At 58.9% G+C, this 26889-nt stretch carries 23 protein-coding genes and 9 pseudogenes; 15 read left to right on the top strand and 17 right to left on the bottom strand.

Annotation, left to right across the window (positions count from 1 at the left end; translation table 11 throughout):
* Positions 1 to 186: 186 nt before the first annotated feature.
* Both ACYHH6_RS09685 and ACYHH6_RS09680 read left to right on the top strand, forming a co-directional pair.
* The gene (locus tag ACYHH6_RS09685; protein ID WP_352593632.1) at positions 187 to 1353 is read left to right on the top strand and encodes a M24 family metallopeptidase; all 1167 of its coding nucleotides are present in this window, start codon (positions 187 to 189) and stop codon (positions 1351 to 1353) included.
* A gap of 127 nt (positions 1354 to 1480) precedes the next feature.
* Positions 1481 to 1930 carry an IS66 family transposase gene (locus ACYHH6_RS09680; RefSeq protein WP_488376742.1) on the top strand — a complete coding sequence of 150 codons (450 nt, stop codon included), beginning with the start codon at positions 1481 to 1483 and terminating at the stop codon, positions 1928 to 1930.
* Between the two features lie 392 nt (positions 1931 to 2322).
* Here the strand turns inward: ACYHH6_RS09680 and tnpC (ACYHH6_RS09675) are convergent, their stop codons facing one another.
* The 3 genes from tnpC (ACYHH6_RS09675) to tnpA (ACYHH6_RS09665) are packed head-to-tail and all read right to left on the bottom strand — an operon-like array spanning position 2323 to position 4839.
* The gene (gene tnpC / locus ACYHH6_RS09675) at positions 2323 to 3981 is read right to left on the bottom strand and encodes an IS66 family transposase (RefSeq protein WP_488481988.1); all 1659 of its coding nucleotides are present in this window, start codon (positions 3979 to 3981) and stop codon (positions 2323 to 2325) included.
* A 58-nt stretch (positions 3982 to 4039) separates the two neighbouring features.
* Positions 4040 to 4378: an IS66 family insertion sequence element accessory protein TnpB gene (tnpB, locus tag ACYHH6_RS09670; RefSeq protein WP_435053502.1), complete on the bottom strand. Its 339-nt coding sequence runs from the start codon at positions 4376 to 4378 to the stop codon at positions 4040 to 4042.
* A gap of 14 nt (positions 4379 to 4392) precedes the next feature.
* Entirely contained in the window at positions 4393 to 4839 is a 447-nt protein-coding gene (gene tnpA / locus ACYHH6_RS09665) for an IS66-like element accessory protein TnpA (protein ID WP_352593672.1), read from the bottom strand.
* Between tnpA (ACYHH6_RS09665) and ACYHH6_RS09660 the strand changes: the two genes are divergently transcribed.
* The gene (locus ACYHH6_RS09660) at positions 4772 to 5200 is read left to right on the top strand and encodes an IS1096 element passenger TnpR family protein (protein WP_488481987.1); all 429 of its coding nucleotides are present in this window, start codon (positions 4772 to 4774) and stop codon (positions 5198 to 5200) included. The two genes, tnpA (ACYHH6_RS09665) and ACYHH6_RS09660, sit on opposite strands and share 68 nt — an antisense overlap.
* A 96-nt stretch (positions 5201 to 5296) precedes the next feature.
* Here the strand turns inward: ACYHH6_RS09660 and ACYHH6_RS09655 are convergent, their stop codons facing one another.
* The 3 genes and pseudogenes from ACYHH6_RS09655 to ACYHH6_RS09645 all read right to left on the bottom strand — a co-directional run.
* Entirely contained in the window at positions 5297 to 6343 is a 1047-nt protein-coding gene (locus ACYHH6_RS09655; RefSeq protein WP_352593604.1) for a GNAT family N-acetyltransferase, read from the bottom strand.
* Between the two features lie 290 nt (positions 6344 to 6633).
* Positions 6634 to 7728 (bottom strand): pyridoxal-phosphate dependent enzyme, encoded by a 1095-nt coding sequence (locus ACYHH6_RS09650; RefSeq protein WP_352522322.1) that lies wholly within the window; start codon positions 7726 to 7728, stop codon positions 6634 to 6636.
* 437 nt (positions 7729 to 8165) lie between these two features.
* Positions 8166 to 8336 (bottom strand): annotated as a pseudogene (locus tag ACYHH6_RS09645) (IS3 family transposase); the annotation flags it as partial.
* A 99-nt stretch (positions 8337 to 8435) separates the two neighbouring features.
* Here ACYHH6_RS09645 and ACYHH6_RS09640 point away from each other — a divergent pair.
* Both ACYHH6_RS09640 and ACYHH6_RS09635 read left to right on the top strand, forming a co-directional pair.
* Positions 8436 to 8694: pseudogene (locus ACYHH6_RS09640) on the top strand (transposase); the annotation flags it as partial.
* Between the two features lie 218 nt (positions 8695 to 8912).
* A pseudogene (locus tag ACYHH6_RS09635) lies at positions 8913 to 9551 on the top strand (DDE-type integrase/transposase/recombinase); the annotation flags it as partial.
* 15 nt (positions 9552 to 9566) lie between these two features.
* Here ACYHH6_RS09635 and ACYHH6_RS09630 read toward each other — a convergent pair.
* The 3 genes and pseudogenes from ACYHH6_RS09630 to ACYHH6_RS09620 all read right to left on the bottom strand — a co-directional run bounded on the left by ACYHH6_RS09630 (position 9567) and on the right by ACYHH6_RS09620 (position 10784).
* Positions 9567 to 9821, bottom strand: coding sequence for a hypothetical protein (locus ACYHH6_RS09630; protein ID WP_352522321.1), 255 nt, complete (start codon positions 9819 to 9821; stop codon positions 9567 to 9569).
* A gap of 3 nt (positions 9822 to 9824) precedes the next feature.
* A pseudogene (locus tag ACYHH6_RS09625) lies at positions 9825 to 10147 on the bottom strand (transposase).
* Between the two features lie 139 nt (positions 10148 to 10286).
* Entirely contained in the window at positions 10287 to 10784 is a 498-nt protein-coding gene (locus tag ACYHH6_RS09620) for an IS110 family transposase (protein WP_352593600.1), read from the bottom strand.
* Between the two features lie 245 nt (positions 10785 to 11029).
* On the opposite strand from ACYHH6_RS09620, the pseudogene ACYHH6_RS09615 reads away from it, so the two are divergent.
* A pseudogene (locus tag ACYHH6_RS09615) lies at positions 11030 to 11270 on the top strand (integrase core domain-containing protein); the annotation flags it as partial.
* Positions 11271 to 11510: 240 nt separating this feature from the next.
* On the opposite strand, the pseudogene ACYHH6_RS09610 reads toward ACYHH6_RS09615, so the two are convergent.
* Positions 11511 to 11805 (bottom strand): annotated as a pseudogene (locus tag ACYHH6_RS09610) (transposase); the annotation flags it as partial.
* A gap of 128 nt (positions 11806 to 11933) precedes the next feature.
* Here ACYHH6_RS09610 and ACYHH6_RS09605 point away from each other — a divergent pair.
* Both ACYHH6_RS09605 and ACYHH6_RS09600 read left to right on the top strand, forming a co-directional pair.
* Positions 11934 to 12086, top strand: coding sequence for a hypothetical protein (locus ACYHH6_RS09605; RefSeq protein ID WP_352522319.1), 153 nt, complete (start codon positions 11934 to 11936; stop codon positions 12084 to 12086).
* Between the two features lie 582 nt (positions 12087 to 12668).
* Entirely contained in the window at positions 12669 to 13013 is a 345-nt protein-coding gene (locus ACYHH6_RS09600) for a RidA family protein (protein WP_352522318.1), read from the top strand.
* A 64-nt stretch (positions 13014 to 13077) separates the two neighbouring features.
* Here ACYHH6_RS09600 and ACYHH6_RS09595 read toward each other — a convergent pair.
* Together ACYHH6_RS09595 and ACYHH6_RS09590 are read right to left on the bottom strand one after the other, a co-directional pair.
* Positions 13078 to 13412, bottom strand: a pseudogene (locus ACYHH6_RS09595) (transposase); the annotation flags it as partial.
* 305 nt (positions 13413 to 13717) lie between these two features.
* Positions 13718 to 14731: pseudogene (locus ACYHH6_RS09590) on the bottom strand (IS110 family RNA-guided transposase).
* A gap of 195 nt (positions 14732 to 14926) precedes the next feature.
* On the opposite strand from ACYHH6_RS09590, the gene ACYHH6_RS09585 reads away from it, so the two are divergent.
* The 7 genes from ACYHH6_RS09585 (at position 14927) to tnpC (ACYHH6_RS09555) (ending at position 23089) form a co-directional block, all read left to right on the top strand.
* Entirely contained in the window at positions 14927 to 15073 is a 147-nt protein-coding gene (locus ACYHH6_RS09585) for a hypothetical protein (protein WP_352593690.1), read from the top strand.
* Between the two features lie 343 nt (positions 15074 to 15416).
* Positions 15417 to 15878 (top strand): transposase, encoded by a 462-nt coding sequence (locus ACYHH6_RS09580; RefSeq protein ID WP_352557373.1) that lies wholly within the window; start codon positions 15417 to 15419, stop codon positions 15876 to 15878.
* A 948-nt stretch (positions 15879 to 16826) separates the two neighbouring features.
* Positions 16827 to 18233, top strand: coding sequence for a CapA family protein (locus ACYHH6_RS09575; protein ID WP_352522336.1), 1407 nt, complete (start codon positions 16827 to 16829; stop codon positions 18231 to 18233).
* 756 nt (positions 18234 to 18989) lie between these two features.
* The gene (locus tag ACYHH6_RS09570) at positions 18990 to 20225 is read left to right on the top strand and encodes an ATP-grasp domain-containing protein (RefSeq protein WP_488500425.1); all 1236 of its coding nucleotides are present in this window, start codon (positions 18990 to 18992) and stop codon (positions 20223 to 20225) included.
* Positions 20226 to 20626: 401 nt separating this feature from the next.
* Positions 20627 to 21073, top strand: a complete 447-nt coding sequence (gene tnpA, locus ACYHH6_RS09565; RefSeq protein ID WP_352593672.1) for an IS66-like element accessory protein TnpA — start codon at positions 20627 to 20629, stop codon at positions 21071 to 21073.
* A gap of 14 nt (positions 21074 to 21087) precedes the next feature.
* Positions 21088 to 21426, top strand: coding sequence for an IS66 family insertion sequence element accessory protein TnpB (tnpB, locus tag ACYHH6_RS09560; protein WP_435053502.1), 339 nt, complete (start codon positions 21088 to 21090; stop codon positions 21424 to 21426).
* Positions 21427 to 21484: 58 nt separating this feature from the next.
* The gene (tnpC, locus tag ACYHH6_RS09555) at positions 21485 to 23089 is read left to right on the top strand and encodes an IS66 family transposase (RefSeq protein WP_488376746.1); all 1605 of its coding nucleotides are present in this window, start codon (positions 21485 to 21487) and stop codon (positions 23087 to 23089) included.
* A gap of 37 nt (positions 23090 to 23126) precedes the next feature.
* Here the strand turns inward: tnpC (ACYHH6_RS09555) and ACYHH6_RS09550 are convergent, their stop codons facing one another.
* The 5 genes and pseudogenes from ACYHH6_RS09550 to ACYHH6_RS09530 form a co-directional block, all read right to left on the bottom strand.
* Positions 23127 to 23870 (bottom strand): GntR family transcriptional regulator, encoded by a 744-nt coding sequence (locus ACYHH6_RS09550; protein WP_352522230.1) that lies wholly within the window; start codon positions 23868 to 23870, stop codon positions 23127 to 23129.
* A 523-nt stretch (positions 23871 to 24393) separates the two neighbouring features.
* Positions 24394 to 25158: pseudogene (locus ACYHH6_RS09545) on the bottom strand (amino acid ABC transporter ATP-binding protein).
* A complete protein-coding gene (locus ACYHH6_RS09540) occupies positions 25145 to 25858 on the bottom strand; it encodes an amino acid ABC transporter permease (protein WP_352522231.1) in 714 nt (237 codons plus the stop codon). The pseudogene ACYHH6_RS09545 and the gene ACYHH6_RS09540 overlap by 14 nt, the downstream one beginning before the upstream one ends.
* On the bottom strand, positions 25848 to 26507 hold the full coding sequence (locus ACYHH6_RS09535) for an amino acid ABC transporter permease (protein ID WP_352593259.1): 660 nt from the start codon (positions 26505 to 26507) through the stop codon (positions 25848 to 25850). Before ACYHH6_RS09535 ends, ACYHH6_RS09540 begins: the two co-directional genes overlap by 11 nt.
* 47 nt (positions 26508 to 26554) lie before the next feature.
* Complete coding sequence (locus ACYHH6_RS09530) at positions 26555 to 26881, bottom strand: M24 family metallopeptidase (protein ID WP_352522233.1); 327 nt, start codon at positions 26879 to 26881, stop codon at positions 26555 to 26557.
* Positions 26882 to 26889 lie beyond the last annotated feature (8 nt).

Genomic DNA, 26889 nt, shown 5'->3' with positions numbered 1-26889 from the left:
ATCCCGTTCAAGCTGGTTCCGTCGAATAACGCGGGTGGTACCGTCCATCAGGGCGTTGATCGTTTCGGTGCGGATCGCGCGGTGACGCGCTGCGCAGAAGAACAACGAAGGGCCGGAGTTCTTACATCTTGACGTAAAATTATACCCGGTATACAAGCCGTTGCGTTGCTCATTCAAGGGTACATTATGTACGATAACCTACTGGTGCGTGCGGACGAGTATCGGGAGCGTATCGACACCCTCCGCAGGTGCATGGCAGAACAATCTGTCGATGCGTTTCTGATCTCGGATCAGGATAATTTTGAATACTTCAGCGGCTACAAGTCCTTGTTCTGGGCTTCCAAAGCCCGGCCCTTTTTTTTAGTCGTCCCAAAAGACAGCGACGCGGTGGTCGTGGCCGCCGCTGCCGAAGCGAGGACGTTCTATCAAACCTCGGAACTGCCTCCCGGTCTGGCATACCAGCAGTATTCCGGCTTCATCGAGGGTGCGGTCGACAAAGTCATCGAGGTTCTCGGACAGTCCGACCGTCGCACTATTGCGCTTGATTATGGATTCGAGAGTTTTGGCGTGGGTTCATTCAGTCTGATCGACAAGCTGAAGACCCGATTCCCTGCAGCACAGCTTGTTGAAGGTGCAGATTCCATTTGGCCCATCCGAATGATCAAGACGCCGGTCGAGATCGCCCAGAAGCGGCGTGCCCTCGAGATCGCGCACGACTCGTTCCACCACTGCCTGAAGAACTTGGCACTGGGGACGACGGAAAAACAGTTTGCCAAGGCATTGACGCTGGACCTGATCGAGCGTGGCGCTGAATCGGTTCCCTGGTTGCCGGTGCGCTTCGGACGCAAGGATTTCGCCTATAGTCTGCCGCCGACCGATCGGGCGCTGGCAAAGAATGATTTCATTTGGGTCGATGTCGGCTGCCGGTTGTTTGGTTCAATTTCCGACGTTAACCGGATCGCCAAGTCAGGGCGCGTCACCAACGAAGAACAAAGCATCTACACGCAGGTCCGAAACGTGACGATCGCGACGTTGTCTGCAATTAAGCCTGGCATGACCGGTGCCGATGTCTATGGCACGTTCGAAGTGTATGCCCAGGAGACGGAGTTGGGGCTTCCGAGTGCAACCGCATCGCGGATCGGCCATGGATCTGGTCGCAACCTGACGGAGCCGCCTTCGATCGCGGCGACCTCAAAGGAAATACTTCAGGAGGGAATGATCATTCACGTCGAGCCGAAATACGAACTGGAGATTGGTGTGTTCCAGTTGGAAGAGGTGGCGGTGGTGACGAAGGACGGCGCCGAACTCATCACCAAGCTTTCCGAAGAAAAATTCCCTGAAGCGCTGGGCTAGTTTCTCAGAATTTGCCTAGGCCATAGCCTGCGTCCCTCCCCTCAGCGGATCATGGATGTTGCCGGGGCGGATCGATCTCGCCCCGGCTTCGTAACGACGAGGTGCCGGGAAACCGGGATTCGGTTACTTGTCGAACCGCGGCTGGCGACATCTCGTAAGCAGAATAGAGGACGACATCCGCGGCCGATCGGCCGATGAACGCCATGCGATTCGTCAGGAAATAGCCGCGCTATTGTGGCCGATCTCGAACCCTGGCTGCGCGAGAAGCTCGGCCTGGATTAGCCAGAAGACAAAGCTCGCCGAGGCGATCCGCTACACGCTCTCGCGCTGGCAAGACCTCTCGCGCTTCCTTGACGACGGCCGCATCGAGATCGACAGGCAACACCGTCGAGCGCTCAATCCTTCCAATCGCCATCTCGGGGTCATTCTGCCCATGTTGGGCAGGAGGTCGAGGTCCATTACCGTTGGCACCCGTATTTCGGACGTCGGCTTCGCTGCGAGAACAGCGAAGCCGACGTCCGGATCATTCATCTCGTCATCGCGCCCGGGCATGTCATTACCGCTCCGGCCTGGATGATCGATCCCGTGGCTTGCGCGGCGATGGACCTAGGCCCCCCGGCACGTATCGCTTGCCGCGCTGCTTGAGCTGCACAAGCTCTTGATCGAACGCCGTTTCCGGCGAGGCTCTTCGGATGGTTTCACCATCGCGGAGGCGCAACATGAGAACCCTGCCACCCCCGACACGATCTCTCGTGGTCGTTCGCCAACTCAGCTTGCCGCTCGACTCGGAGAAGCTGAACGGGCTTAGTTCAGCGCAACGGACCATAGTGACGTGGTCCGTAGGCCGGAGCCTCGAGCCCGCGCGCTATGTATTTGCGCACCGTCTTGCGGCGATCTCGGCGGCGTTTCCACCTATTTGCGTATTCCGATTAAGCCGGCCACCGACTCCGATTTGAAGCCGGCCAGTCATTAGGTGTCGTAGAGCTTAGCGATTGGGTCAGGGGGAAGACATGTTCGTCCCGATCGTTGCCCAGCAGTGCAGCGGGAACCGTCTCGACGCACAGCATCAAGATCGAGCGCACCTTGCCCATTCTTCGTAACCGCTGTTCTCAGGCCACGGCCTTGAGCGGCGCGGGGGCATAGGCCCAGGGCAGCAGGTCGTCGAGCTGGCTTTGCGGATGGCCTGCGACGATGCGGGCGATGACGTCGGCGAGCTAGGCGTACGGGTCGACGCCGTTGAGTTTCGCGGTTTCTACGAGCGAGGCGATGGTCGCCCAGTGCTCGCCACCGCCGTCGGAACCGGCGAAGAGCGCATTCTTCCGATTGAGGGCGATTGGCCTGATCGAGCGTTCGACGACGTTGGAGTCGATCTCGACGCGGCCGTCGTCGAGGAAGCGACCAAGTCCGGCCCAGCGCGAGAGCGGGTAGCGGATTGCTTCTGCGAGCTTGCTCTTCTGGCTGACCAAGGTGAGCTTCTCGCGCAGCCATGGCTGGAGGGTATCGATGACGGGGCGGCTCTCTCCTGGCGGGCGGTTCGCCGCTCTTCGGGCGAGCGTCCCCGTATCTCGCTCTCAATCCTGTAGAGCTCGGCGATGCGCTGGAGCGCCTCGGCGCGGGTCCGGACTGGGCCAGTTCGTAGAACCGGCGACGGACATGCGCCCAGCAGAACGCTAGGCTCACGGCATTGCGCTCGGCCAACGCCCGGTATCCGGCGTAGCCGCCGACTTGCAGGATTCCGACGAAGCCCTGAAGGTGCCGGAGTGACTGTTCGGCCTTGCGGTCGGGCGCATAGAGATAGGCGACACCGGGCGGATCGATCCCGCCCCAGGGGCGATCGTCGCGCGCATAGGCGAACAGCTGGCCCGTCTTGGTGCGGCCGCGCCCGGGATCGAGCACCGGCGCCGTGGTCTCGTCGGCGAAGAGCTTGCCGGACGCCTTCAGCCGCTCGAACAGCCGCTCGTGGATCGGCTGTAGCAGGAAGGCTGCCTTGCCGACCCAGTCGGCGAGCGTGGACCGATCCAGGTTCACGCCCTGCCGGGCATAGATCTGCGCCTGGCGATACAGGGGAAGATGGTCGGCATACTTCGACACCAGCACGTGGGCGACGGTCGCTTCGGTCGGGATGCCCCCCTCGACGAGGCGCTCCGCTGCGGGCGCCTGCACCACGACCTCCTCGCAGCTCCGGCAGGCATACTTCGGTCGGCGCGTGACGATGACACGGAATTGGGCCGGCACGATGTCGAGGCGCTCGGAGCGATCCTCGCCCATGACGTGCAGCATTCCCTTGCAGCACGGGCAGATCTTGTCGGGAATGTCGATGACCTGCTCGATACGCAGCAGGTGCGCGGGCAGTGCACCGCGGTTGGTGCGGCGCTTGCTGGCGCGAGCCTCGCGCTTGGCAGGGTCGGCGGTGTCCTCTGCGGCGAAGCCCTCCGCCTCGACCTGCTCGGCCTCTTCCAGGCCCAGCAGCAGCTGGTCGACTGGCAGGCTCTCTGCCCTGCGGCCGAAGCGGTGGCGCTGCAGTTCCTTGATGATCTGGCGCAGCCGCTCGTTCTCGGCGCGCTCCGCCGCGAGCATCGCCTGAAGCGCGATCGGATCGTTGGTCTGAGGCTCGGCCGGATTGCTCACAAGGCCGATTCAATCATGCATTCCAATGCTTTGCCAGCGTCTCTGGCCTACCATGGAATCAACTTGCCGCGACCGGCGCGCGCGTCTCGCGGGTGTCATGCACGCGCCGCCAATCCAACCCTTCCAGGAGCGCCTGCAATTGCGCCGCCGACAACCTCACCACGCCATCGGTGATGGCAGGCCAGCAGAACTTCCCGTCCTTCAGACGCTTCGCCAGCAGGCACACGCCGGTGCCGTCGAAGTACACCAGCTTGACCCGGTCGGCGCGCTTGGCCCTGAAGACGTAGACCGCGCCGGAGAACGGATCGGCGCCCATCGTCTCACGCACCAGCGCCGCCAGGCCCTCGGCCCCCTTGCGGAAGTCCACCGGCTTCGTCGCGACCATCACCTTGACCATACCCGTCGGCCCGATCACGACGGCGTCTTCAGCGCACGGATCACCGCCGCCACCGTCCTGGCGTCGGCGCCACGACCGACCCGCATGGCGACGCCGTCAATCTCCAGCTCGATCACGCCGGCTTCTCGCGCGGCCTTCCGCTTCCGTGTCGATCTCGCGCGCTTCCCCGCCGGTTCGGGTTCCTGTGCCGCGACCACTGCTGGAACAAACAACGGCTCCGGTGCCGGCGCATTCGCCAACGGCACCCGCGCGGACCGGCGCCAGGCGAACAGCTGCTGCCGGGACAATGCATGTCGCCGAGCCACCGCGCTCACGGTCTCGCCAGCATCGTAGCTTTCCGCCACGATCCGCGCCTTCTCCTCCGGCAACCATTCGCGCCGCCGTCCAGAACCCGTGAATATCTCAAGCCGTCGAACCGGCTCCTCGTCCCTGGAATTAAGCGTAAGCTCTGAAATCGTCATCTGTCGAAGCCCTCAAAGGCTCCGAGCATCGTGGCTCACGACCACGCGCGAAAGGTGGCGCCGGGACAGCGCTCACCCATTATCGGCCCTGCAGACCCGATTGCTTCTCGAGGCAACCGGATGCTGCCCTCCCGAGGACATCGGCGGTCCGTGGAGCTATCCGGAGTTCCGTGAGGCTTGCGTCGATCCGACCCACGAGGGGCATGCCGAGCTCATCGAATGGTGGGGCAGCAAAATTACGATCCGTAACAGGCCAACTTCGCCGAGCTCAACAAAGCTGTCGACGACCTGGCCGCAAAGTGAGCTCGCAAATCACGCCGAAATCCGAAAGTATATTCGTTATCGATCACTCACCGCATGATCTCTTGTCGGACCTTTTCGTGCAGCGCACCAACAACTGGTCCTCAGCATAGAGCACGCTCCCAGAAGGTATAGGAAGCGCGACCTTAAGGCGTGCTCATCGTGACAACCCGACTTTATATTCAAGAATGTTCTGAGGGCCAATTGGGCCGCAGAAAGTAACGCCTGTGTCCCAAAAACCCGACTTCAGATAAGTTTCTCTGGCTGTCACATTGCGTACGTTGACGCCTAACATGAGACGGGTGACGTATGGACGGTTTGTTAATATCCATCCAGCAGCACGTCTAATTGCCGTCTTGCCATATCCATTGCCCTGGTATGCTTGGCCCACGCGAAAGCTGTGCAAGGTAATTGCATCAGGCGGTGACCATTCCGGCACCGCCGCCTTTTCACGCAGGACAAAAAAGCCAACTACATGATGACGGACGATGATCGAGAACGGGTGCTCCAGTTCGCGGCGCGAGCTATTCTGAAGCTCAGAGAACACTAAATCTAACGGGTCCACAAACTGTTCTTGCTCTGGCTCAAGGTTTAAATGGGCGACCTTGGCGTGGTCAACGTGAGACAAAGCTTCCAGCATCGCGCCACATCCCTGCTTAATAGGCTCGACAGTCTCAAGGTGTCCCAGCGCATGGGGTTGAAGAGAATTTGGATTGGGGGCGGGGCTCATAAACAGTCCATTGTCCCGGTGCAACTGACGAGTTGCATCAAATGCAGGGGTGAGCCAATCAACCTTGTCGAAGTGTGGGTGGTTGATATTCGAGTGAAGGAGATTACCTCCCAGCTTGCTAAGGCTTGGACTGCAACATGCTTGCCCAAACAGACTGGACTTTACGCTATCGACGCCAACGGCATCCAATTCGGGGAACACTATCCCTACGTATTTGGAAGTGCCGCACATGGAGCCCCCTGATCCCACCATGCCAAACAGGCAGTCGATCTTTCCCGCCTTCTTGATAAGCAGCTCAGCCAATTTTGCGCAGGCGAGCGGATTATCCGCATTGGAGTACAGCGAGTGCCAATAGCTGTCGGCTATCCCTTTCAGATATCCGGCCAGCCTGTCCAATCGCGCGTGCTGATAGCCGCCATTGGATGCGGGCTTGTCGACAATCTCCACGTGTGCGCCAAGCTCAAGAAGGCGCATATGAAGGTGTCGAATCATCGCGACAGTCCCATAGGCGATCTCCGTGATCAGTGTGTCTCTGGAACAAGATAGGGGTCTGCGGTATAGACCTCCGGGAGATCCGAGTACATTTCGCAAGCATGCTCTCCCAAAACGGACGCAATTATGACAAACGTTACGTCAGATTTGTTTCTGACGAGAATAATATTCCTTCTTGATCAATAGCTTCATGTTCTACCGATCACGTTGTGGTGCGGCAGTTCTGAAGTTTTTCCAAGCATGCGTGATCAAAGTGCGCTTCCAACAGCACCTCACGGATTGTATCCAGCCTGGCGGGGCATCGGATCGCTTCCAGTAACATCTCGATATTTGCGTCGACCCCATTTGAATCGACACCATTCCTCCGATACCGTTTCTAATGAAACGATATCCCTTGGCCCTCCCCAATCCCGAATGAGGTCTTTGCTCCAGTTGTTCAACCATCCGGGATTAAATATCGTCTCCGCATAACGGACGCCATGATCCGGTAGAATGGTGAGAACGTTCTGCAAGGGGGCCCGAGTTGCACGCCACTCCGCAACAGCCAGAGCTGCACCGCTCGATGGCCCGACGAGCATTCCGGTACGTCGATGAAAGTCGTGGACTTTCTGAATCATCTTCGGTACCGGCACCCAATGGACTTCGTCGCAGATCTCGAAATTTACGTTGCCCATGGGAATTCCTGCGCCCATCGCCAAAATTTGTTCGAACGTTTCCCTGCACATCTTGCTGATCCGCTTGGCTCGGGCGCCAAAAATCACGCTTCTATTGTGATCGACTGCGATCACCTCTAGGGCTGTGTTCTCGCGCTGCAAAACAGACGCAATTCCAAACAGCGAGCCCCCGCTGCCAACTGCACCAACGATCGCATCAATCTTTGGCTGTGCCATGAGGGCTCGCTCGGCAACCGGCCGGTAAGACGAACGATTCAGTGGGTTTGAGTATTGTTGCGGCCAAAAGCTATCAGGAACTGAGGAGCATAACTCGGCCAGCACGTTAAGGCGCGCCTGCTGAATTCCACCTTCGCAGTTGTTACTGGCGTGGACCGTATGCAGGACTGCGCCCAAATTCTCCAGTCGCCAGCGCACGATTTCAGAGGTTGGACCCGTGACCAGCGTAAGGTGCAGGTCATATAATGAACACAGGATAGCTAAGGCTAAGGCGAACGTGCCAGAACTGCTTTCAATCACATGTCCCCCGGCCCGCAATTGACCGCTTGCCAGTGCGGCGTCGAGAATGTGCTTTGCCGGAGTAAACTTCATTAGGTCGAATTTCGCGGCGACGAGATTGTGCGAGACCTGTACGAAGGTCGGGAAGGAAAGCGCCTCGGTGACATTTGCGCCGAACGGTTTTGGAAGTGCATCCATGCTTCTACTCACCCTCGCTATCGTGAAAGCGCCAAGCGGTTGAGGTCCTGCTCGCGAGCTAGCTAGTTCGTTTAACTCCACTTGGAGGCTTACGGTTTTTCAGTTGCCCAAGAACGCAATCTGGCAGATCTGACATGTTGCGTGCTCCCTTGTCTCGATTCGATTGCGGTTAGCCACGACTTGAATGTCAGCGGAAAGCTCCTTCCGACCCGCGACAAGGAAACTTCAAAAGTTGTGCCAATTGGCGGTCGAACTGAAGAAAAATTTTGTGGTTTCACTTCAGACATTTACCCTGAAGCGTGACAAGAGATTGGCCAAGTCAGGCTGTGTCGCTCGCCCGACAAACCCGACAGGAGGTGTCGGATAGCAGCTGCGCCGCCTATACGGCGAAGTCGCCGAGTGGCCTGCTGCCGGTTGAGTGGACAGGCACCAACGTCCTATTCCTGGAAATCAACTGAGCTGAGATAGCCCAGCGTGCGTCGAGTGGCGCCGCTTGGGATTGTAGAAGCGCTCGTAGTCGAACACATCCGCCCCGGCTGCGTCCGTCGTCTGTAGACTTTGCGAGCCGTGCTCTCGGTTTTGAGCGACGAGAAGAAGCTCTCCACGCTAGGCCGCGAAAGACGGCTCGGCCGGAGAACGCCAGTGCCGTTGCCCCTTTGGCTTAATCCGGTTTGAAGTTCGCTCTGGTCCAACGCGAGGACCAGAGAATGAAGCGCAGCCGTTTCAGTGAAGAGCAGATCATCGGGATTTGGAGCAGCACGAGGCCGGAGTTTCGGTGGCCGATCTGTGCCGCAAGCACAAGGTCAGCGACGCCAGCATCTACAAATGGAAGGCGAAGTATGGCGGCATGGACGTGTCGGAAGCGAAGCGGCTGAAGACGCTGGAAGATGAGAACGCTCGTCAGAAGCGGCTCCTGGCGGACGCCATGCTCGACAATGCCGCTTTGAAAGATCTTCTCGGAAAAAATGTATGGTCCGCCCCGTCCGTGCAAGGTGTCGCGACATCACGAATGACGATTTCAGTTGCATAAATGTATCCGGCCTCTCGCGAGTGAACTGCTGTTGCAGCCAGGCCATGATGAGATCCGCACATGCCGTTCCGAATAAACGGTTCGGGCACGAAGCCCGCTTTTTTGCACAGGGCTTACGGCATGCTGATCCACCACGGGGCGGACCATCCCATTAATGTTGACGCCCCCGGCCAAGCGGAAAGCTGTCGCTCGCCTGAAGGAAGGCTTCGGGATGAGCGAACGGCGGGCGTGTAAGGCCATCGGCTGTTGCCCGCATGACGGTTCGCTACGAGACCAGCAGGCCGGACGACCGCGAGCTTCGTGAGCGGATGAAGGCGATCGCGCATGAGCGCCGGCGCTTCAGCTATCGCCGCCTGCACGTGCTATGTGGTCAATCACAAGCGTCTGTTCCGGCTCTATCGCGAGCAGAAGCTTGCCGTTCGGCGCCGTGGCGGCCGCAAGCCGGCGATTGGAACGCGGGCACCGATGATGGTCCCCGTTGCATCCAACGACCGTTGGTCACTGGACTTCGTGTCGGATCAGCTGACCGATGGGCCGTCGCTTCCGGAATTTGACCATCGTCGACGACTGCACGCGCGAGTGTCTGGGGTTGGTCGCGGATACGTCTCTGTCCGGCGTGAAGGTTGCCCGCGAACTCGATCGGCTCATGATCGGACGCGGCAAGCCGAAGATGGTGGTTAGTGACAATGGCAGCGAACTGACCAGCAATGCGATCCTTGTCTGGGCCGATGCAAGCCGCGTGGACTGGCATTTTATCGCGCCGGGCAAGCCAATGCAGACGGATGTTATAGAATAGCCCCTTCTTTTCTCATTTGGCAGCTTTTTCCACAGCATTCTGCCTCTTCGGCCTCGTTCGCCATCGGGAAGTCGCTGCTGCGTAGGCAGCTTCCGCCTTCTCGACCCGGGATCGTTCTTCGGCGCGCTTGGCCGGGATGTTGTAGTCGAAGGCGGTGCAGCGTCTGGCATGGCTGGTCGGAAGGCCGGCACGCAGCTCGACCGATCTGAACTTGCGGCCGAGCAAGGCCGGCCGGGCCCAGATGTAGTCGGTATCCTTGCTCAGCATGTGTCAGATGATCATTGCAAGCTTGCGCGCAGTGGCGACGGCCGCGATGTGCTTCCCGCGGTGCGAGGCGATCCGCTTGTGGAAGGCGCGAAGAGGTCCTGGCGGTCGCTCAGCCGCCCATGCCGCCTCGACCAGCATCCCCCGCGCATGGCCGCGGCCCTGCTTCGTGATGCGCCCGTGATAGGCTGGCCCCTCACCGGACTGCCGCACGCTCGGATTGAGGCCAAGATAGGCAACGAGCTTCTGTGATCGCTGAAGCGCCGTATGTCGCCGATTGCCGCGGCAACGCTCGCAGCCACGGTGACGTCGAGGCCGGGCAACGTCATCAGGCGGCGGATTGTCGGGTCCTGGAGGGCATGGACGGCGATATCCGCCTCGACCACCGTCAACGCCTCGTTATCTGGTTAATCAAGCCGAGGTTGCGCTCGATGGCGGCGCGCTCATCCGCAGGCAATATTTGCCTCGTCAGCCATTTGCGCCCGCTGATCCGACGAGGTTCCCATGCGGGCACGGCGGGATCAGGTGGGCGTGGAGGATTGACTGGATCAGGTTCTTCAGCCGCGAACGCTGGCGAACCAGCTGTGTCCGCCTGGTGACCTGTCTTCGGAGGGCAAGGGTCCCCGGATCCGGAACCCAGACCTCCGGCAGAAAGCCCGAGGCGTAGAGCTTCGCAAGGACAGTGGCGTCGATCGTGTCAGTCTTCACCTTCGCGTGCGCGATCATGTGCACCTGCTTGGGATTGGCGATCACGATCCGATCGACGTAGGGCGACAGCACTTCAGCGACGGCAGCAGCATTGCCCGTGGCCTCGATCCAGATGATCATCGTGGGTGAGTTCCTTCCTGGCGAACTCCTCGAGCTTGTTGCGCAGCATTTGAAGCGGCCGAGCTTGACGATCTCGCCATCAAGCAACGACACGACCTCGGCGGCTACGCCGTGTATGTCCATGCCGATAATACGCAACGGTTCCCTCCATCGTTGGTCACGAACAGGGAGCGAGCGGTCAACACGACTAATACGGATCCGCGCTCGCAGCGCATCCGGGCCAGTCGTAGGGGCGGCCAGATAATGTGCTCGAACTCGCAGTTCATCTCATACGACGGCCTGCCCGCACTTGCGTGCTCCCGGTGCCCCGTGGCCCGGATGCGCCAAGCTTAACGAACCTGACGTACCGAACAAACGATGGCACCAAGAACATCATGCCGGATAATGGCTTCATCGAGAGCTTCAACGGCCGACTACGCGATGAACTGCTCAACGAGACGCTGTTTACTTCGCTGGCTCAGGCACGCGTCGCCATCGCCCTGTGGCGCCGACTACAACACCGCCCGGCCGCAATCCCAAATCGCCTGGCAGACACCGGCCGAGTTCGCCACCACCTTCAATCTGCGACGGGCGCTGCGCGATGCCAAAGGCTCCGCGCCAAGCGCCCGTCCACCCGCCCAGTAGGGCACAACCCACGCCGGAAACGAACTCAAAACTGGATAGAATGGGGGCAACGTCAAGTGCACTCGCCGGAACGAAACAAATCGGGCGAAAACCTATGACCTGATGGGATGGACGGCACTCCCTCATGTGACTTGCGACAGCCACACTATGGCACCTCGATGCCGGGAGCGGAGGCCGTCCATCCCATCAGGTCACGTAGGCTACAACTACGAAGCCGGCACAGCCGATGTGGCCGACATTCTAGTCTAATTGCCTGGCTCGAAACTCGTTTACGTGCGAGGTGGAGCTGCGGCGGCGGAGCATGAGGCGGATGGAGGCGATGCACATCCATGCCTCGGCGCTGACTATAGTCGCCTCGAGCGAGCCGGCGACAACGTCCGAGCCAGGCGAAAGTTCACTCGACGACCCATCGTCGCGGCAGGACCTAGAGCCCTTGGCCGCGTCGGAGCGCTTGATGATTTCGATGATCCATGTGCCCACGTCGAGCCTGCGACGGTATTTCTCCGGCATAGCGGCCGTCGGCGAATAGATTGCGTGTTTCAGATGATATGGGCGAGCGGCTAGGTGTGACATCGCGCTTAAAGATCACCCGTCAGAAGGAGCGCCCCCATGTCACATCTTTGACGCAAGCCAGTCTCTTACCGCGAACAGGACAAAACGATCATGGCCGTCATCGAAATGAGCAAGGCGAAGTGGCTGCTCGCCGCCTTGGTTCCGGGCTTCAAGCGTCAGCCGCTCAAGAAGCTTGATGCCGATGCGCCAGCCCTGTTGAACTGCTGCAGCGCTGGCGCGATTCGGGCCGCGTCACCGAGTTGACGAGCGAGGGCTTCGGAAATGCGCATTCTGGTGACGGCAAGCAAGCCGAAGAATGTCGTACATCAGCGGCCTGATCGAGGTTGATGGCTTGAGGCAGCCGCCGCACGCGTCCGACGGCTCGAAATGAGAACGGCGCCAAAGTATCGTGGGTCATGACGGGTGTGGCTCGCGAGATTTGGTGGAAGGGTTAGCCTCGCAACCGAATCCTACGCCAAATCAATCGCTTAAGCTACATCTGCCAGCCTCTCCAGCACGCTGTATCTTAAGGCGGGCTAGGCAGACCATCCTGGAGGACGAAGACGGATCACCTCATAGGCCGGCGGGTCAAATCGTCGATACGGTCAAGCTAAACAAGAATCGCAGCAAGCATTTCAGCGTGAGTTGATTTATGCGGCCCGCATTTCAGTAGCAGCCGCATTTTGGTGCGGGACTTCATCCCCGACGTACTAACTTCTCACATTAAAGAGCTAGGTGATCGGAGCGTGCTCCGCCGCAGATAGGTCGTGGTCGAGCTAAACCGAACAACGATTCACAAACAAAGTTATTGACGTGATTCTCTAATATCATCAAGCAGGAGTATATATGATACATCGTCATATCAAAACGGAAATCATGCACCGGGTAGTAGAATACAACGGGGTCCTTTACTTTGGAGGCCTCGTCGCCGGGGACTGCTCGCAGGACATGAAGGGGCAGACCGAGCAAATCTGTAAAAACATCGACAACATTCTCGCGCATTTCGGGTCTTCCAAGGATAAACTTATCACTGCCATGATCTACATCTCCGACTTTTCGCAGAAAAGTGCCATGAACGATGGCTGGCTCAGATGGCTGCACGCAGAGCATCTGCCCACCCGGGCGACTATTGGGGTCGCGAATCTAGGTGAGAATGTATTGGTTGAAGTCGTCATTTCCGCCGCGAAATGACAACTTACGCTGGCGCACCCGCCTAGTCCCTTCACCGTCTGGCCCGTCGGTGTGCTTCTCGTAAATCGCGCACGAGGCGTCGCCAGCGGGTCATACATACAAAGTTGCGCTCGGCCCCCCGCGGGCAGGACCTGGAAGCCTTTCTGGTCCTCGCTGCGGCGGAGGACATCGGTTACGAAGTCAAGGTATGCGGCGTAGAGCTTCGTAGCTCATAGTCGCCGTCGGCGAATCGGTGCGTTACCCAGGCCGAGCGCTTACGAATCGCGTCCAGGATCGCCTGCGCGCCTGCTCTCGGAGTGTGCGCCGGCGTGAGGTTGACCCTTGAGCAGCTGCCCGTCGGTATCGAGGGCGTTATGGCGCTTGCGGCCGACGGGCCTTCTTGCCGGCGTCGTGCCCCTTAATTCAACGCGCTTCTCTATTCGGCGCTTTGAAGTCAAGCGCCTTCTAGCTCTTTTCGCTTCGCCGACATTGGACGTCTTTCGCGGGGCCTTGCTTCTCTCCGGGATCGGCGCTCTGGTCCTGCGCTCTATGGGATTCAGAAGAATGGGGGGAACAATCTGTCGAGCGTCTTGATTGCCGATGATGGGCAATCCAGCCAAGCCAATCTACGAACTCACCTCATCCTCGTCCCGCGAAGAACAGCTTTTCCACCCGTAGGTGGAACTGGTCGTCCCCGTCTGTCGGAGAGCGATGTTATCAATTTTTCAGCCGGCGACCGGCATGATTTCCGTACTGGTCCAACGGAACTGTGTGCCGCCGCTCCAGATGAGATGCATGATCACCGCCAGCCGGCGGGCGAGCGCAAGGATAGGTTTCCGCTAGCCGCGCCGCCTGGCGACGTCCATCGCCCTGGCATTTCAGCCAGGACCATTTCGTCAGCAGGGTCTGCGCGGCCTCGTAGAGTAACATTCGGATCATGCCGTCGCTGCATAACGAGATCCCGCCCATCCGGCGGCTTTCGCCCGATTCATGGAGCTCCGGCGTCAGGCCCAAAATCGGACCGACCGCCTTGGAGTTGCGGAAGCGGGCTGGGATAGCGATCGTCGCGGTCTAGGCCAACGACGCGACGGCGCCTATACCGGGGGTCGACATAAGCCGGCGGCAAACCTCATCATCCCGGACGATCGCCAGAAGCTTGCGGTGTACGGCGGCAAAATTCTGGCGCTGCTTGCGGCGCGCGTCGTGCAGCTGTTCGACGATCTCGGCCTGATCGGGCATTGACTTCGGTGAGCTCGCGAATCCGCTCCTCAAACTTGACCGCACCGACCTTGCCCACCTTGAGCCCGAAGTCGCGCAACAGCCCGCGGATGTCGTTCTCGACGGCAATCGCCTTTCCTTTAAGAGCTGGCGCCCGGCGCTTCTGGCTCGTCAGGGTCTTGACATGCACCCGGCGGAACAGTTGACCCGCATCATCTGCGCGATCCGCGCGCATCATTGCGATCGGTCTTGTTCGGCTGGCCTTCAGGAAGGCGTTGACGTGGCGCGTCTCAATGCAAACCACTGGCAAGCCGGCTTTGGCAAGCCCCTCGAACGGCCATTGCGACAAAGGTCGGGCTTCAAGCCCGACGTATTCCAACCGCCGGGCGGGATCCTTGAGCACCGGCGCAAGATCCTCGGGATGGGTCGGCACCTTCACGTCGCGGCACATCGTGCCTATCGTCGAGGATGCAAATTGTGGTCTCTTTCACCGAGACGTCCAATCCTACATAATGTTTTATGCTGCGCCTCTCTGTCCTGATGACTTGTGGCTGTTCCAGGGAACCGACCACGTTTTATCATCAGCTCGAAGCGCAGCAACTTGATGGCATCTCCGCCAAAAGATGAGGCTCAAGCCCATTACATGGCGTGATCGCGGAGCATCCAGCACTCAGCTAAACTGCTGACGTTTGATCTCGCCATGTGGAGAAATTGGAATGATGAAGCACTTTGTTGGTCTGGATGTTTCCCTCGACCTGACATCGGTGTGCGTTTTTGACGAAGAGGGCGCCGTGGTGTGGCGTGGCAAGGTTGCCTCAACACCTGAAGCCTTGACTGAACTCATTCGCAAGCATGCACCATGAGTTGTGAAGATTGGCCTGGAAACAGGGACCGTTGTGCACGTGGCATTGGCACGCCCTCCGGGAGAACGGCCTTCCTGTCGTCTGCCTTGATGCCAGGCATGCGAAGGCGGCATTGTCGGTTCAACTGAACAAGACTGATGACAATGCGCCTATGGCTTAGCTCAGATTATTCGGAGCGGCTGGTATAAAGAAGTGGCGGTCAAGAGCCTCGACAGCCATCGCGTGCGGACCTTGCTTTCCTCCCGTGCCCAGATGGTCAACATGCGCCGCGATCTCGGTACAAAGATACGTGGGCTTTTGAAGACATTCGGCAGGATTGTAGGGAAAGTCAGTGGAAGGAAATATGAGGAGTTCTGCGCGGGTGCCTGGACTTGAAGAGGCTGTTTCAGCGTTGCTGGCTGTCCGCGCACGCATTGAGCAAGAAATCAGAACGTTGGAGGAGCACCTTCTCGGGTTCGCCAAACATAGCGATCCTTGCCGCAGGTTGATGACGGTGCCTGGCATTGGTGTCTTGACGGCCGTCAGCTTCGTCACGGCGGTGGATGATCCTGCGCGCTTTGTCCGCTCATTTGGTGTTGGTGCCGACTTCGATTTGACGCCGAGATGGTATCAATCGGGAGAAGTCGATCTTGACGGGTCTGTGTCAAATGCGGTGATGCCCTCCCACCCAGCTACCTCTTCGAGGCTGGAGGCACTCCCTTGGCTCGGTCGGCAGATGGTCTGCGCTCAAACGTGGGGTGCGCGCCTGGCGCGGCGGATAGGCAGCAAGAAGCCCGTGTGGCCGTCGCCCGCAAACTGGCAGTGATAATGCATCGGATCTGGATCGACGGCAGTGAATTCCACTGGTCGAAGGAGGGGCGACCGCGTGATCACCAGCTAAGCCCATAGCAACATCCGCCCTTTTTGGCGGTGTTATGTCCCTGCCGGGACGATGGCGTTGGTGACCTCGCAGCCCTGATAAGGTACTGCGTCGATTACATCGAGGCACCCACGTCCCGAACGCTGACATGCGGCGACCCAGTGTTAACCGGGAAGAGAACCACAGAGCCGGCAGGGAACATGGATACGCCGAGAAGGAGCTTGCAATCAGCTCCACAGAGAACCCCATCTGTTGATCACCACCGCAGAGGGGCCGCGCCCAAGGGTCCAGCATCAGCGGCACGTAGTGGAATACATAAACCGCCGCGCCATCTCCGGTCCAGCCGTAGACCATATGGCTATTCGTGCGGCTCAACTGCGGTTGGCGGGTGCTGCCAGCCACTCAGGCGCCTGGCACACCGCATTAACCTGTGCGGTGGCGGAGTTGGCGATGCATTTCAAACCAACCCACTTTTTGCTGCTCGCATTTCAGCACTTCGGCATTTTGAGGCAGGCTCTCCTCTGACCGGTGCTAGCCTTCCTGGACTGCCTACCAGCCTTATGAGAAACAGTAGGCGAATCTTTGGGATAGACAAGGCCGAACGCGCGCGGGTAACTGTGCCAGGGCTCACAAAAAGGGAAGTTGACGACTACTCGACGCAATCTACTCAATGCGTGCATCGCCGCCGGAACGATAGCGAATCTGGTGGGGTATGTGCCCGAGGTTCTGGTGGGCAACAATTTCTGCCGCCGGCAGCCGCAAGGCGCTCACAGGTCTCATGGGGGGTGCCGTCTGCGGCGGGCGGCGTGGCAGAGCAACATGGTTCGGTCCTCAGGCATCGGAAAACGCAAGCACGATGAATTTGAATTTGGCGCCATGCAACTGAGGGATCATATGGAAAGAGATCTACGTGAAAATAGCACTCATATGGCTATTCAGGACGATGGTTTTGATGAAGTTGGATCCATCGCTACGAATATCGCTGATGGATTCACAGTGGCGGCAGTTGGCGATCTTCTTTACGGACGGCCTGTAACAAAAGGCTATTACCCAGGTCTGGAAGAAGTCCTCAAGATTTTACATGGCAACGACGTGGTTTTCGGAAACCTTGAGACCAATATCTTGGCCGTTCACTCTAAAGGTTGCCCTCAGGCAGAGTATGGCGGAGCATATCTGATCAGTGTAGCGGAAGTGGGGCCTGATCTGAGCGCGATGGGCTTCAACATCGTCAGCCGCGCGAATAATCATACACTGGACTGGGGAGTTGAAGGTTTGCGCGAGACAAGTCGCGCGTTAGATGAAAGCAGGATCGTCCATGCGGGCGCTGGTGAAAACCTGGCTCAAGCCGGCGCCGCCCGATACTTGGAAACTCCACGTGGTAGAGCGGCGTTGGTCTCCTTTGCGGCCACGTTCGAGCCTATGGCTCGCGCGTGTAATCCTGCCGGCGAGGCACCAGGCAGACCAGGTCTTAATGCCCTTCGTTTGGCGAAAAGTGTCGTGGTCTCGAAAGATATGCTGGAGAACCTAAGGCAGGTGCGAGAAGCGCTCCCCTGGTATGCACCTCCCCCGAAAGACGCGTCGCGTGTGGCCATTGAAGGGGTAATATTCAAAGCTGGCGAAAAGCCGGGATATAGCTTTGAACCAAATCCACGAGACGTCGACAATATTCTGCGCAACGTGCGTCAGGGAAAGCAGTTCGGGGATTTTTGCATAGCAACAAACCACGGACACGAGCCTGGGGGGTTTAGCCGTGAACCGGCTGACTACGAACAAGCATTTGCACGCAAACTGATCGATGCTGGAGCAGACGTATACATAAACCACGGACCGCATCATGTCAGGGGCATCGAAATCTACAAAGCCCGACCAATCTTTTACGCTTTGGGGAATTTCTTCAATCAGGACCTAAGGTCCCCGGTCGGTGCTGACATGTTCGACGCACACGGTAAGGACCCTCGGACTGATACCGATGCCGAAGTAAGCGTGCATGAGATGGCAGTAGGATATCCAACGGCAGAGGGGTTTATACCGCTGCGCGACGCAGAGTTTTATGAAAGCGTCGTCAGCGTGAGCTGTTTCGAGGATAACCAGTTGGCCGAAATAAGGCTCTATCCGATTGAGCTCGGTCGTTTGAATAGGTTTGCCAACCGCGGGGTGCCACGCTTAGCTCCTGCGGCGCAAGGGCACGCCATTTTGAACAGAATTCAGGAACTCTCCGAGACGTTTGGCACTAAAATCGAGATCGATAACGGCGTCGGGGTAATCCGACTGCGTTCCCAGCGGCTCGGAGCAGACGACTAAGCGGACTTTAAACAGATTGTCTTCAATTAGCCTGTCAATCGGTGACTGTGGCGACGGCTCACGGTGCAAGGGTTCCGCGGCAGCGTTCGGGTCGTCACCGAGTGAACCACGCGCCGTCGGAAGGCGGCAAACAGCGAGGAGAAATGCCAACTGGCGACTTCAGGCACCGGACTGTGGTACCGCCCCGGCAGCAAAATCGTGCCGTTGAGACGGGTTCTCGTCCGTGATCCGAGTGGCCAGCGTCCGGTGCAGGCCTTCTTCAGCAGGGGTTGCGATCTCTTGCTGTAGGACATCCTTGCCTTCTTTGTCCGACGCTAGCAGGTCGAGGTCACCTTTGCCGAAGTGCGCGCCATCGCGGGGTGAAGACCAGCCTCAATGGTCCGACTTGGCATCGAGCCACCCCTGCATCGCTCAGCCTCAATTCCCTCGTCACGACTTGGGCCGACAACCTGCTCAGCTATGACGCTGTACCCAATGCCGCGGCATAGGGTACACCAAACCGCTTCACATTCAGCGACGCCATCGCAGCCGTCCGCCTGCAATTGTGGACCGCAGACATTTATCCGGGCAATGTCTGACGATGTCGGACATGCGACATAGTGGTATGAGCGCCATCAGGTTGTTTCAACACGTCTTCTCCTTTGGCACGGCGCATGCAAGCAACGTATCACGGACCGAGAATCTAGTCGGAGGTCAGAATGCCTGATGCCTATTTACCTCGGCCCGCCGCACAGCACGCAACGGAGGTCAACGCCAATGACAAAAAGGGCGCTCATCCTGGTTGAAGGCCACAGTGGTATTGGTTTGCTATACGTGAAAGCGGCCCGGCGTCTTGGTCTGCATCCAATTACTCTGTCGGCTAATCCAACTCAGTACGACTATCTTATGGCGGAAGGAATTGAGGCAATCCGTGTCGATACAGACAATCTCGATGCGCTAATCCACGAATGTGCCCGGGTACGTGCGACCTTTGATATTTCGGGCATTACCGGCTTTTCGGGCGCCGACGAGTTGGCCTGTGTGATGGCTTCCGAACTCTGCCGGCGTTTCGATCTACCGGGACCGAACCCCGCATCGATTGAACGATGCTGCAACAAATTCACTCAACGTCAGCTTCTCGCCAAGGCCGGGGTTCCAGTACCTGCTTATCGCTTGGCGAGGAATGCGACGGATGTAGAACGCGCCGCCGAGGAGATCGGCTTGCCAGTAGTTCTTAAGCCAGTCGTGGGCAGCGGCAGCAGCGGTGTCCAATTGTGCCGCAACGCCGACGAGTTGGCTGAACATACGGCCTATCTCTTGGGCGGCGATCACATATGGCGGTCTTCGCCGAGCTTACTGGTCGAGGAATTCGCACAAGGCCCGCATTATGGCGCTCAGATGATGGGAACTGCGGTTATCGGAATTTCCGCCACAGGCTTTGGCCCCCCACCGCAGTTCGTCTATCGTGAGTCGATCTTCCCGGTCGCGCTTACTGATGAAGAGTATGAACGTCTCGCCGATGTTTCGCTGAGCTGTTTGCGAGCTCTGGACCTTGGCTGGGGACCCTCGAATGTTGAACTCCGGTGGACGAAGCTGGGCCCAATCGTCATTGAAGTCAATCCGCGTGTTGGCGGCGCGCCCACTCCTCGGTTGGTTCAGGTGGCTTACGGTGTCGATCTCGTCACCGAGCACATCAAGGCCGTGATAGGCGACGAATGGGATTTGCGCAGAAGGCATTCGTACACTGCGGCCGCGCGGCTTCTAATTGCTGATCGCGATGGCACCCTCGAGTGGATAAGTGGCGACAGTCAGGCGGCTGCTGTAGAAGGCATAATCGAGGCCAAATTCTATGTTGAACCCAAGATGCCGATCGTCAGAAAAGGCGACTACCGAGACTGGATCGGACATCTCATCGCCGTTTCACCCAGCTTTGCTCAGACCACGACGATACTTCAGGATGCCATAGACTTAATCGATTGGTCCATCGCACCATTTCCGACTCCGTCCGATTAAGAACAATCCGGCCCCTACCTGGCAGGCCATTGAAGAGAAAGTGGTTCACGCAAGAGCAGATCATCGCAGCATTGCGCGGGCATAAGGCGGGATCAGGCGTCCGCATGGGTGACATAGCGACGACGAAATGAAGAAGTGGTCAGGTTTGCCTCAGATATCCGCGTTCCGAGCGGCGGTTGCATCCAGGGAGTTACCATTTCAGCTTTCAGCTTTCTTCAAACCGAGCCCCTTGGTGCGCCCGTATGAGGCGGATCAGACCGCACGGCGTTCAGAAGCGAACGCCCCCGAGTGCAGATCACGATCAGCTGCCATCGGCAGAAGAATGGTGAGCGCTGTCCCGGCGCCACCTTTCGCGCGTGGTCGTGAGCCACGATGCTCGGAGCCTTTGAGGGCTTCGACAGATGACGATTTCAGAGCTTACGCTTAATTCCAGGGACGAGGAGCCGGTTCGACGGCTTGAGATATTCACGGGTTCTGGACGGCGGCGCGAATGGTTGCCGGAGGAGAAGGCGCGGATCGTGGCGGAAAGCTACGATGCTGGCGAGACCGTGAGCGCGGTGGCTCGGCGACATGCATTGTCCCGGCAGCAGCTGTTCGCCTGGCGCCGGTCCGCGCGGGTGCCGTTGGCGAATGCGCCGGCACCGGAGCCGTTGTTTGTTCCAGCAGTGGTCGCGGCACAGGAACCCGAACCGGCGGGGAAGCGCGCGAGATCGACACGGAAGCGGAAGGCCGCGCGAGAAGCCGGCGTGATCGAGCTGGAGATTGACGGCGTCGCCATGCGGGTCGGTCGTGGCGCCGACGCCAGGACGGTGGCGGCGGTGATCCGTGCGCTGAAGACGCCGTCGTGATCGGGCCGACGGGTATGGTCAAGGTGATGGTCGCGACGAAGCCGGTGGACTTCCGCAAGGGGGCCGAGGGCCTGGCGGCGCTGGTGCGTGAGACGATGGGCGCCGATCCGTTCTCCGGCGCGGTCTACGTCTTCAGGGCCAAGCGCGCCGACCGGGTCAAGCTGGTGTACTTCGACGGCACCGGCGTGTGCCTGCTGGCGAAGCGTCTGAAGGACGGGAAGTTCTGCTGGCCTGCCATCACCGATGGCGTGGTGAGGTTGTCGGCGGCGCAATTGCAGGCGCTCCTGGAAGGGTTGGATTGGCGGCGCGTGCATGACACCCGCGAGACGCGCGCGCCGGTCGCGGCAAGTTGATTCCATGGTAGGCCAGAGACGCTGGCAAAGCATTGGAATGCATGATTGAATCGGCCTTGTGAGCAATCCGGCCGAGCCTCAGACCAACGATCCGATCGCGCTTCAGGCGATGCTCGCGGCGGAGCGCGCCGAGAACGAGCGGCTGCGCCAGATCATCAAGGAACTGCAGCGCCACCGCTTCGGCCGCAGGGCAGAGAGCCTGCCAGTCGACCAGCTGCTGCTGGGCCTGGAAGAGGCCGAGCAGGTCGAGGCGGAGGGCTTCGCCGCAGAGGACACCGCCGACCCTGCCAAGCGCGAGGCTCGCGCCAGCAAGCGCCGCACCAACCGCGGTGCACTGCCCGCGCACCTGCTGCGTATCGAGCAGGTCATCGACATTCCCGACAAGATCTGCCCGTGCTGCAAGGGAATGCTGCACGTCATGGGCGAGGATCGCTCCGAGCGCCTCGACATCGTGCCGGCCCAATTCCGTGTCATCGTCACGCGCCGACCGAAGTATGCCTGCCGGAGCTGCGAGGAGGTCGTGGTGCAGGCGCCCGCAGCGGAGCGCCTCGTCGAGGGGGGCATCCCGACCGAAGCGACCGTCGCCCACGTGCTGGTGTCGAAGTATGCCGACCATCTTCCCCTGTATCGCCAGGCGCAGATCTATGCCCGGCAGGGCGTGAACCTGGATCGGTCCACGCTCGCCGACTGGGTCGGCAAGGCAGCCTTCCTGCTACGGCCGATCCACGAGCGGCTGTTCGAGCGGCTGAAGGCGTCCGGCAAGCTCTTCGCCGACGAGACCACGGCGCCGGTGCTCGATCCCGGGCGCGGCCGCACCAAGACGGGCCAGCTGTTCGCCTATGCGCGCGACGATCGCCCCTGGGGCGGGATCGATCCGCCCGGTGTCGCCTATCTCTATGCGCCCGACCGCAAGGCCGAACAGCCACTCCGGCACCTTCAGGGCTTCGTCGGAATCCTGCAAGTCGGCGGCTACGCCGGATACCGGGCGTTGGCCGAGCGCAATGCCGTGAGCCTAGCGTTCTGCTGGGCGCATGTCCGTCGCCGGTTCTACGAACTGGCCCAGTCCGGACCCGCGCCGAGGCGCTCCAGCGCATCGCCGAGCTCTACAGGATTGAGAGCGAGATACGGGGACGCTCGCCCGAAGAGCGGCGAACCGCCCGCCAGGAGAGAGCCGCCCCGTCATCGATACCCTCCAGCCATGGCTGCGCGAGAAGCTCACCTTGGTCAGCCAGAAGAGCAAGCTCGCAGAAGCAATCCGCTACCCGCTCTCGCGCTGGGCCGGACTTGGTCGCTTCCTCGACGACGGCCGCGTCGAGATCGACTCCAACGTCGTCGAACGCTCGATCAGGCCAATCGCCCTCAATCGGAAGAATGCGCTCTTCGCCGGTTCCGACGGCGGTGGCGAGCACTGGGCGACCATCGCCTCGCTCGTAGAAACCGCGAAACTCAACGGCGTCGACCCGTACGCCTAGCTCGCCGACGTCATCGCCCGCATCGTCGCAGGCCATCCGCAAAGCCAGCTCGACGACCTGCTGCCCTGGGCCTATGCCCCCGCGCCGCTCAAGGCCGTGGCCTGAGAACAGCGGTTACGAAGAATGGACGTGACGCGATACTGCTCGGTGTCGGGTTCCTGACCGCAACAATCGCGACGGCGAAAGTCTGAACGTGGAGAATCTTGCGTAGCTAAGCCCTTCCGGCCCTCACTTCACAAACTCGGACAGTTGGGCCTTTCGCGGCACGGAAGGGAAATTGAACACGCAACCCAGCCTGTCGAACGGGGATTCCGTGATGCCATATAGGGTCATTTCTGGTTTATCCGTGGTGATGTGATAAAGCCGCCGAAGCATGGGGTATCCGCTGGGGATCCCAAAAACCTCGGCGGGTTCTCCCGAAGCCGGCGCCGCATCAATAATTATTCTGATATTTGTAATATTGATATTATGCCGATTAAGCACGCTTGTTACGAAACCGGCGCCGAACTCATCAACAATATGGCCATCGACATCTGACGACAGGTAAGCCGCATCGTACATGATGGGAGAATTATCCCCAGAGAAGACAATCTTGCGGACGCACAGCATCGCAGCTTCCGGCGGCTCGAATGTCTGCATCGCAGGTTCCGCAATCTTCTCTCGGGCGACCGACAAGAGGCGCAGTTTGGCATTCACAAGCCAGGACATCGAGGCATCTAGCTCAAGAAGAAAGCGCTTGTTGTGCTTTACGAACGTCCCCTTTCCGGTAATAGACGTCAGCATACCCAAGGACTGCAAATCACGCAGCGCCCGCTTTACGGTAATGGCGCTGACGCCGAATTCTTTGCTCAACATTGTCGTGGACGGGATGAGCGAACCAGCCCGATAGGCCCCACCCTTTATTCGCTCCAGAAGTTTTTCCCGGATCGCCTCGTGAAGTGACGTCGCGCTTCCCAACAGAGAAATGCTCACAGGCCCCACATACCGTTGTTCCGACTTCCCACCAAACCGAACATTGCCAAGATTCGTGCGGACCTCAAGATAGACGCTCCGAGCGGTATACCTAGTATAAACCAGAAGTCAACCGGGTGCGCGCAACTCGCGGCGGGTTGACCACCAAACCATGGCGCTCCTCGATGCCCTCGGCCAACTCGTCCGCTTCCTCCTTCCGCCTGCCAGCGTCATGACGGCATCGGGGTCGAGCCGCTCATCACGGGTCCCAATCTTGAGGCCCTCATCGGCAACAAAGCCTTCGACGACAAATGGCTGCGCGCCAATCTGAACGAGCACGGCGGCGTCGCAGTTGTCCCCTCCAAAGCCGACCGCGCCGGACGCATCCCTCACGAAGCCGAAATGTACAAGTGGCGCCATTTCGTCGAGAAGCTCAAGGCGTTCCGACGCATCGCAACGGGCCTACGAAAAGACGGACGCCTGCTTGCAGGTCGCATCAACCTCGTTTCAGCATTGCTATGGACGTTCTGATTGTAAACGGCCCTTAATGCAATATCTGCTCAAGGAACACCCGGATGCGTTCATTGGAGGGATTGCTGAAGAATTCCTCTGGCTCGCTTTGCTCGACGATTTTTGCCTGCATCCATGAAGACCACTCGATCCGCGATGTTGCGCGCAAAACCCATTTCATGGGTCACACAAACCATCGTCATCCCGTCATTCGCCAATAGCTTCAGGACATCGAGAACTTCCTTGATCATCTCAGGATCAAGTGCGGAGGTCGGTTCATCAAAAAGCAGCACCTTAGGCTTCATGCAAAGCGCGCGGGCAATCGCCACGCGCTGTTGCTGCCCGCCCGACAATTGGCTTGGATACTTATGTGCCTGTTCCGCGATACGCACTCGCGCGAGATTTTCGAGTGCTGTGGCTTCTGCCTCTGCCTTGGTGATTTTTGGTACACGGCGCAAGGCAAGCGTACAGTTCTTGAGCACGGTCAGATGCGGAAACAGATTGAACTGTTGAAACACCATTCCGACATTGCTCCGCACCTCGGCTAGCCCTTTCACTCCGGGCGGAGCTCTTCTCCATTCACGACTACACGGCCCTTCTGATGCACCTCCAACTGATTGATGCACCGGATGAGTGTCGATTTGCCGGAACCCGAGGGGCCGCAAATGACTATGCGTTCGCCATGTGCGACCTCGAGATAGATGTCAGTCAACACTGGGAAATCGCTGTACCATTTGGACAGGTTCTCGATCCGAATGGCCACATCCGCTTGGGCTGCTTGACCGCTACGAATCAGCATGTCTTGACGATTGATCGCGATCATGATGCACCTCGTTACCTGTGCTGTTGTAGGTCAACCCGAGTCGACGTTCCAACTGACTGACCAGCGCAACGGCGATCAGAGCCAGAGCGAGAAACAGTACCCCGGCGACAGCCATTGGCTCGGCGTAGCGATAAGTTGCTGAGGACACATCGAATGCACTTCCCAACATTTCAGGGACCGCAATGACCGCAAGGTACGGCGTCGCCTTTAGAACCGACACGGAGTACGCGCCTAGGGGCGCCGCCACATTTCGCAGCATCTGCGGTGCAATGACGAAAATTAACCCGTCGAACCAACTCAATCCGAGACTGAAAGCGGCTTCGCTCTGCCCCGCCGGAACGGCGTCGATCCCCGCCTTGAACACCTCGGACAGATATCCGGAGTAGTAGATGCTCAGCCCCAGAACCCCGGTAAAGAAAGCAGGCAGGGTGATCCCGTAATAGGGCAGAACGAAATAGATAAAATAGAGCTGGACCAGAACAGGTGTGGAGCGGATTGCATCAATTAGCAGCTGCGCCAAAGGACGGACTATCCAGTGAGACCGGCGAAGCGTCTCCAGGATGATTCCCCCAAACGACGCGCCGATGAAGCTCAGTATCGCCACAAGGATCGTGTTGCCGATTCCCTTCAGTACCAGCGGAATGATCTCGATCGCAAAATCTAGGTCAAAACTCATTGATACGCGTCCGACCTTTGCTGAGTTTTTTCTCTAGATAACGGCCGAGGATCGTCACCGGGTAGCAGACGATGAAATAAGCCAAAAGCAATCCAGAGTAGATGCGCACCGGATTGTAGCTGAGTTGCGAGATTTCCTTCGCGCGAAACGTCATGTCGGTGAGCGACAGCAGCGAAACTAGAGCAGTGCCCTTGATAAGCTGGATTGCCAAATTGATGAATGTCGGCATCATTGCGGCGATCGCCTGTGGCAGCTCGATGAGCCGCAACACATCCAACCGACTTAGCCCGAGAGCCAGTCCCGCCTCTTTCTGCCCCCGATCGAGCGCCTGTAGCGCCGCACGGACTGATTGGCTGCCATACCCGCCAATGTTGAGCCCCAAAACCAGTGCCCCCACGGCGATTCCCGACAGGTAGATCTCGAAAGCCGGCAACGAGTAATAGAAGGCATACAGCAGCACGATAACGGGCGAACTGCGCCAGAATTCGATAATAGCAGTAATTCCGAGGTATGCCCAACCACGCAGAAAATGCTGCAGAACTCCGGCAACCAAGGCAAAGGGGATCGCATAGCACAAACCCAGTCCGGTGATGACTGCGGTGATATTGAAGCCCTCGAATATCCCTCGCATGATGCTGATGAAACTCATTGGCTCTCGCTATTTTCGCGTCATGGCTTCGGGCGGATTGTTCTGCACTAGATCCCATTTTCCGGAAACTTTTCTTCGGAGAGCCCGCTGATCGGGTCGGCGCCATCCTTCGTCACGACGGCGACCTCCTCGATCTGAAACACCCCACCATCCAGTTCGTATTTCGGTTTGACGTGAATAATCATTGCTTTCTGAAGCACCTCCTTCGAGGTGGCCGCGATCGACGGCGGGTCCGTCAGGTTACGACCGGAGCCATGGCCGATTCGGGATGCAGTTACACTTGAACCCGAACTCCCACTCCGTCGCGAAAGCCCTCGAACACCCCATACACATCGACCCCGGCATACCGGGCTTGATTGCGGACAAGGTCGCAATCGTCATG

Source organism: Mesorhizobium sp. P171375 (assembly GCF_057786075.1).
The sequence above is the reverse complement of the archived record's forward strand: the minus strand, read 5'-3'. Positions and strand labels throughout refer to the sequence as shown.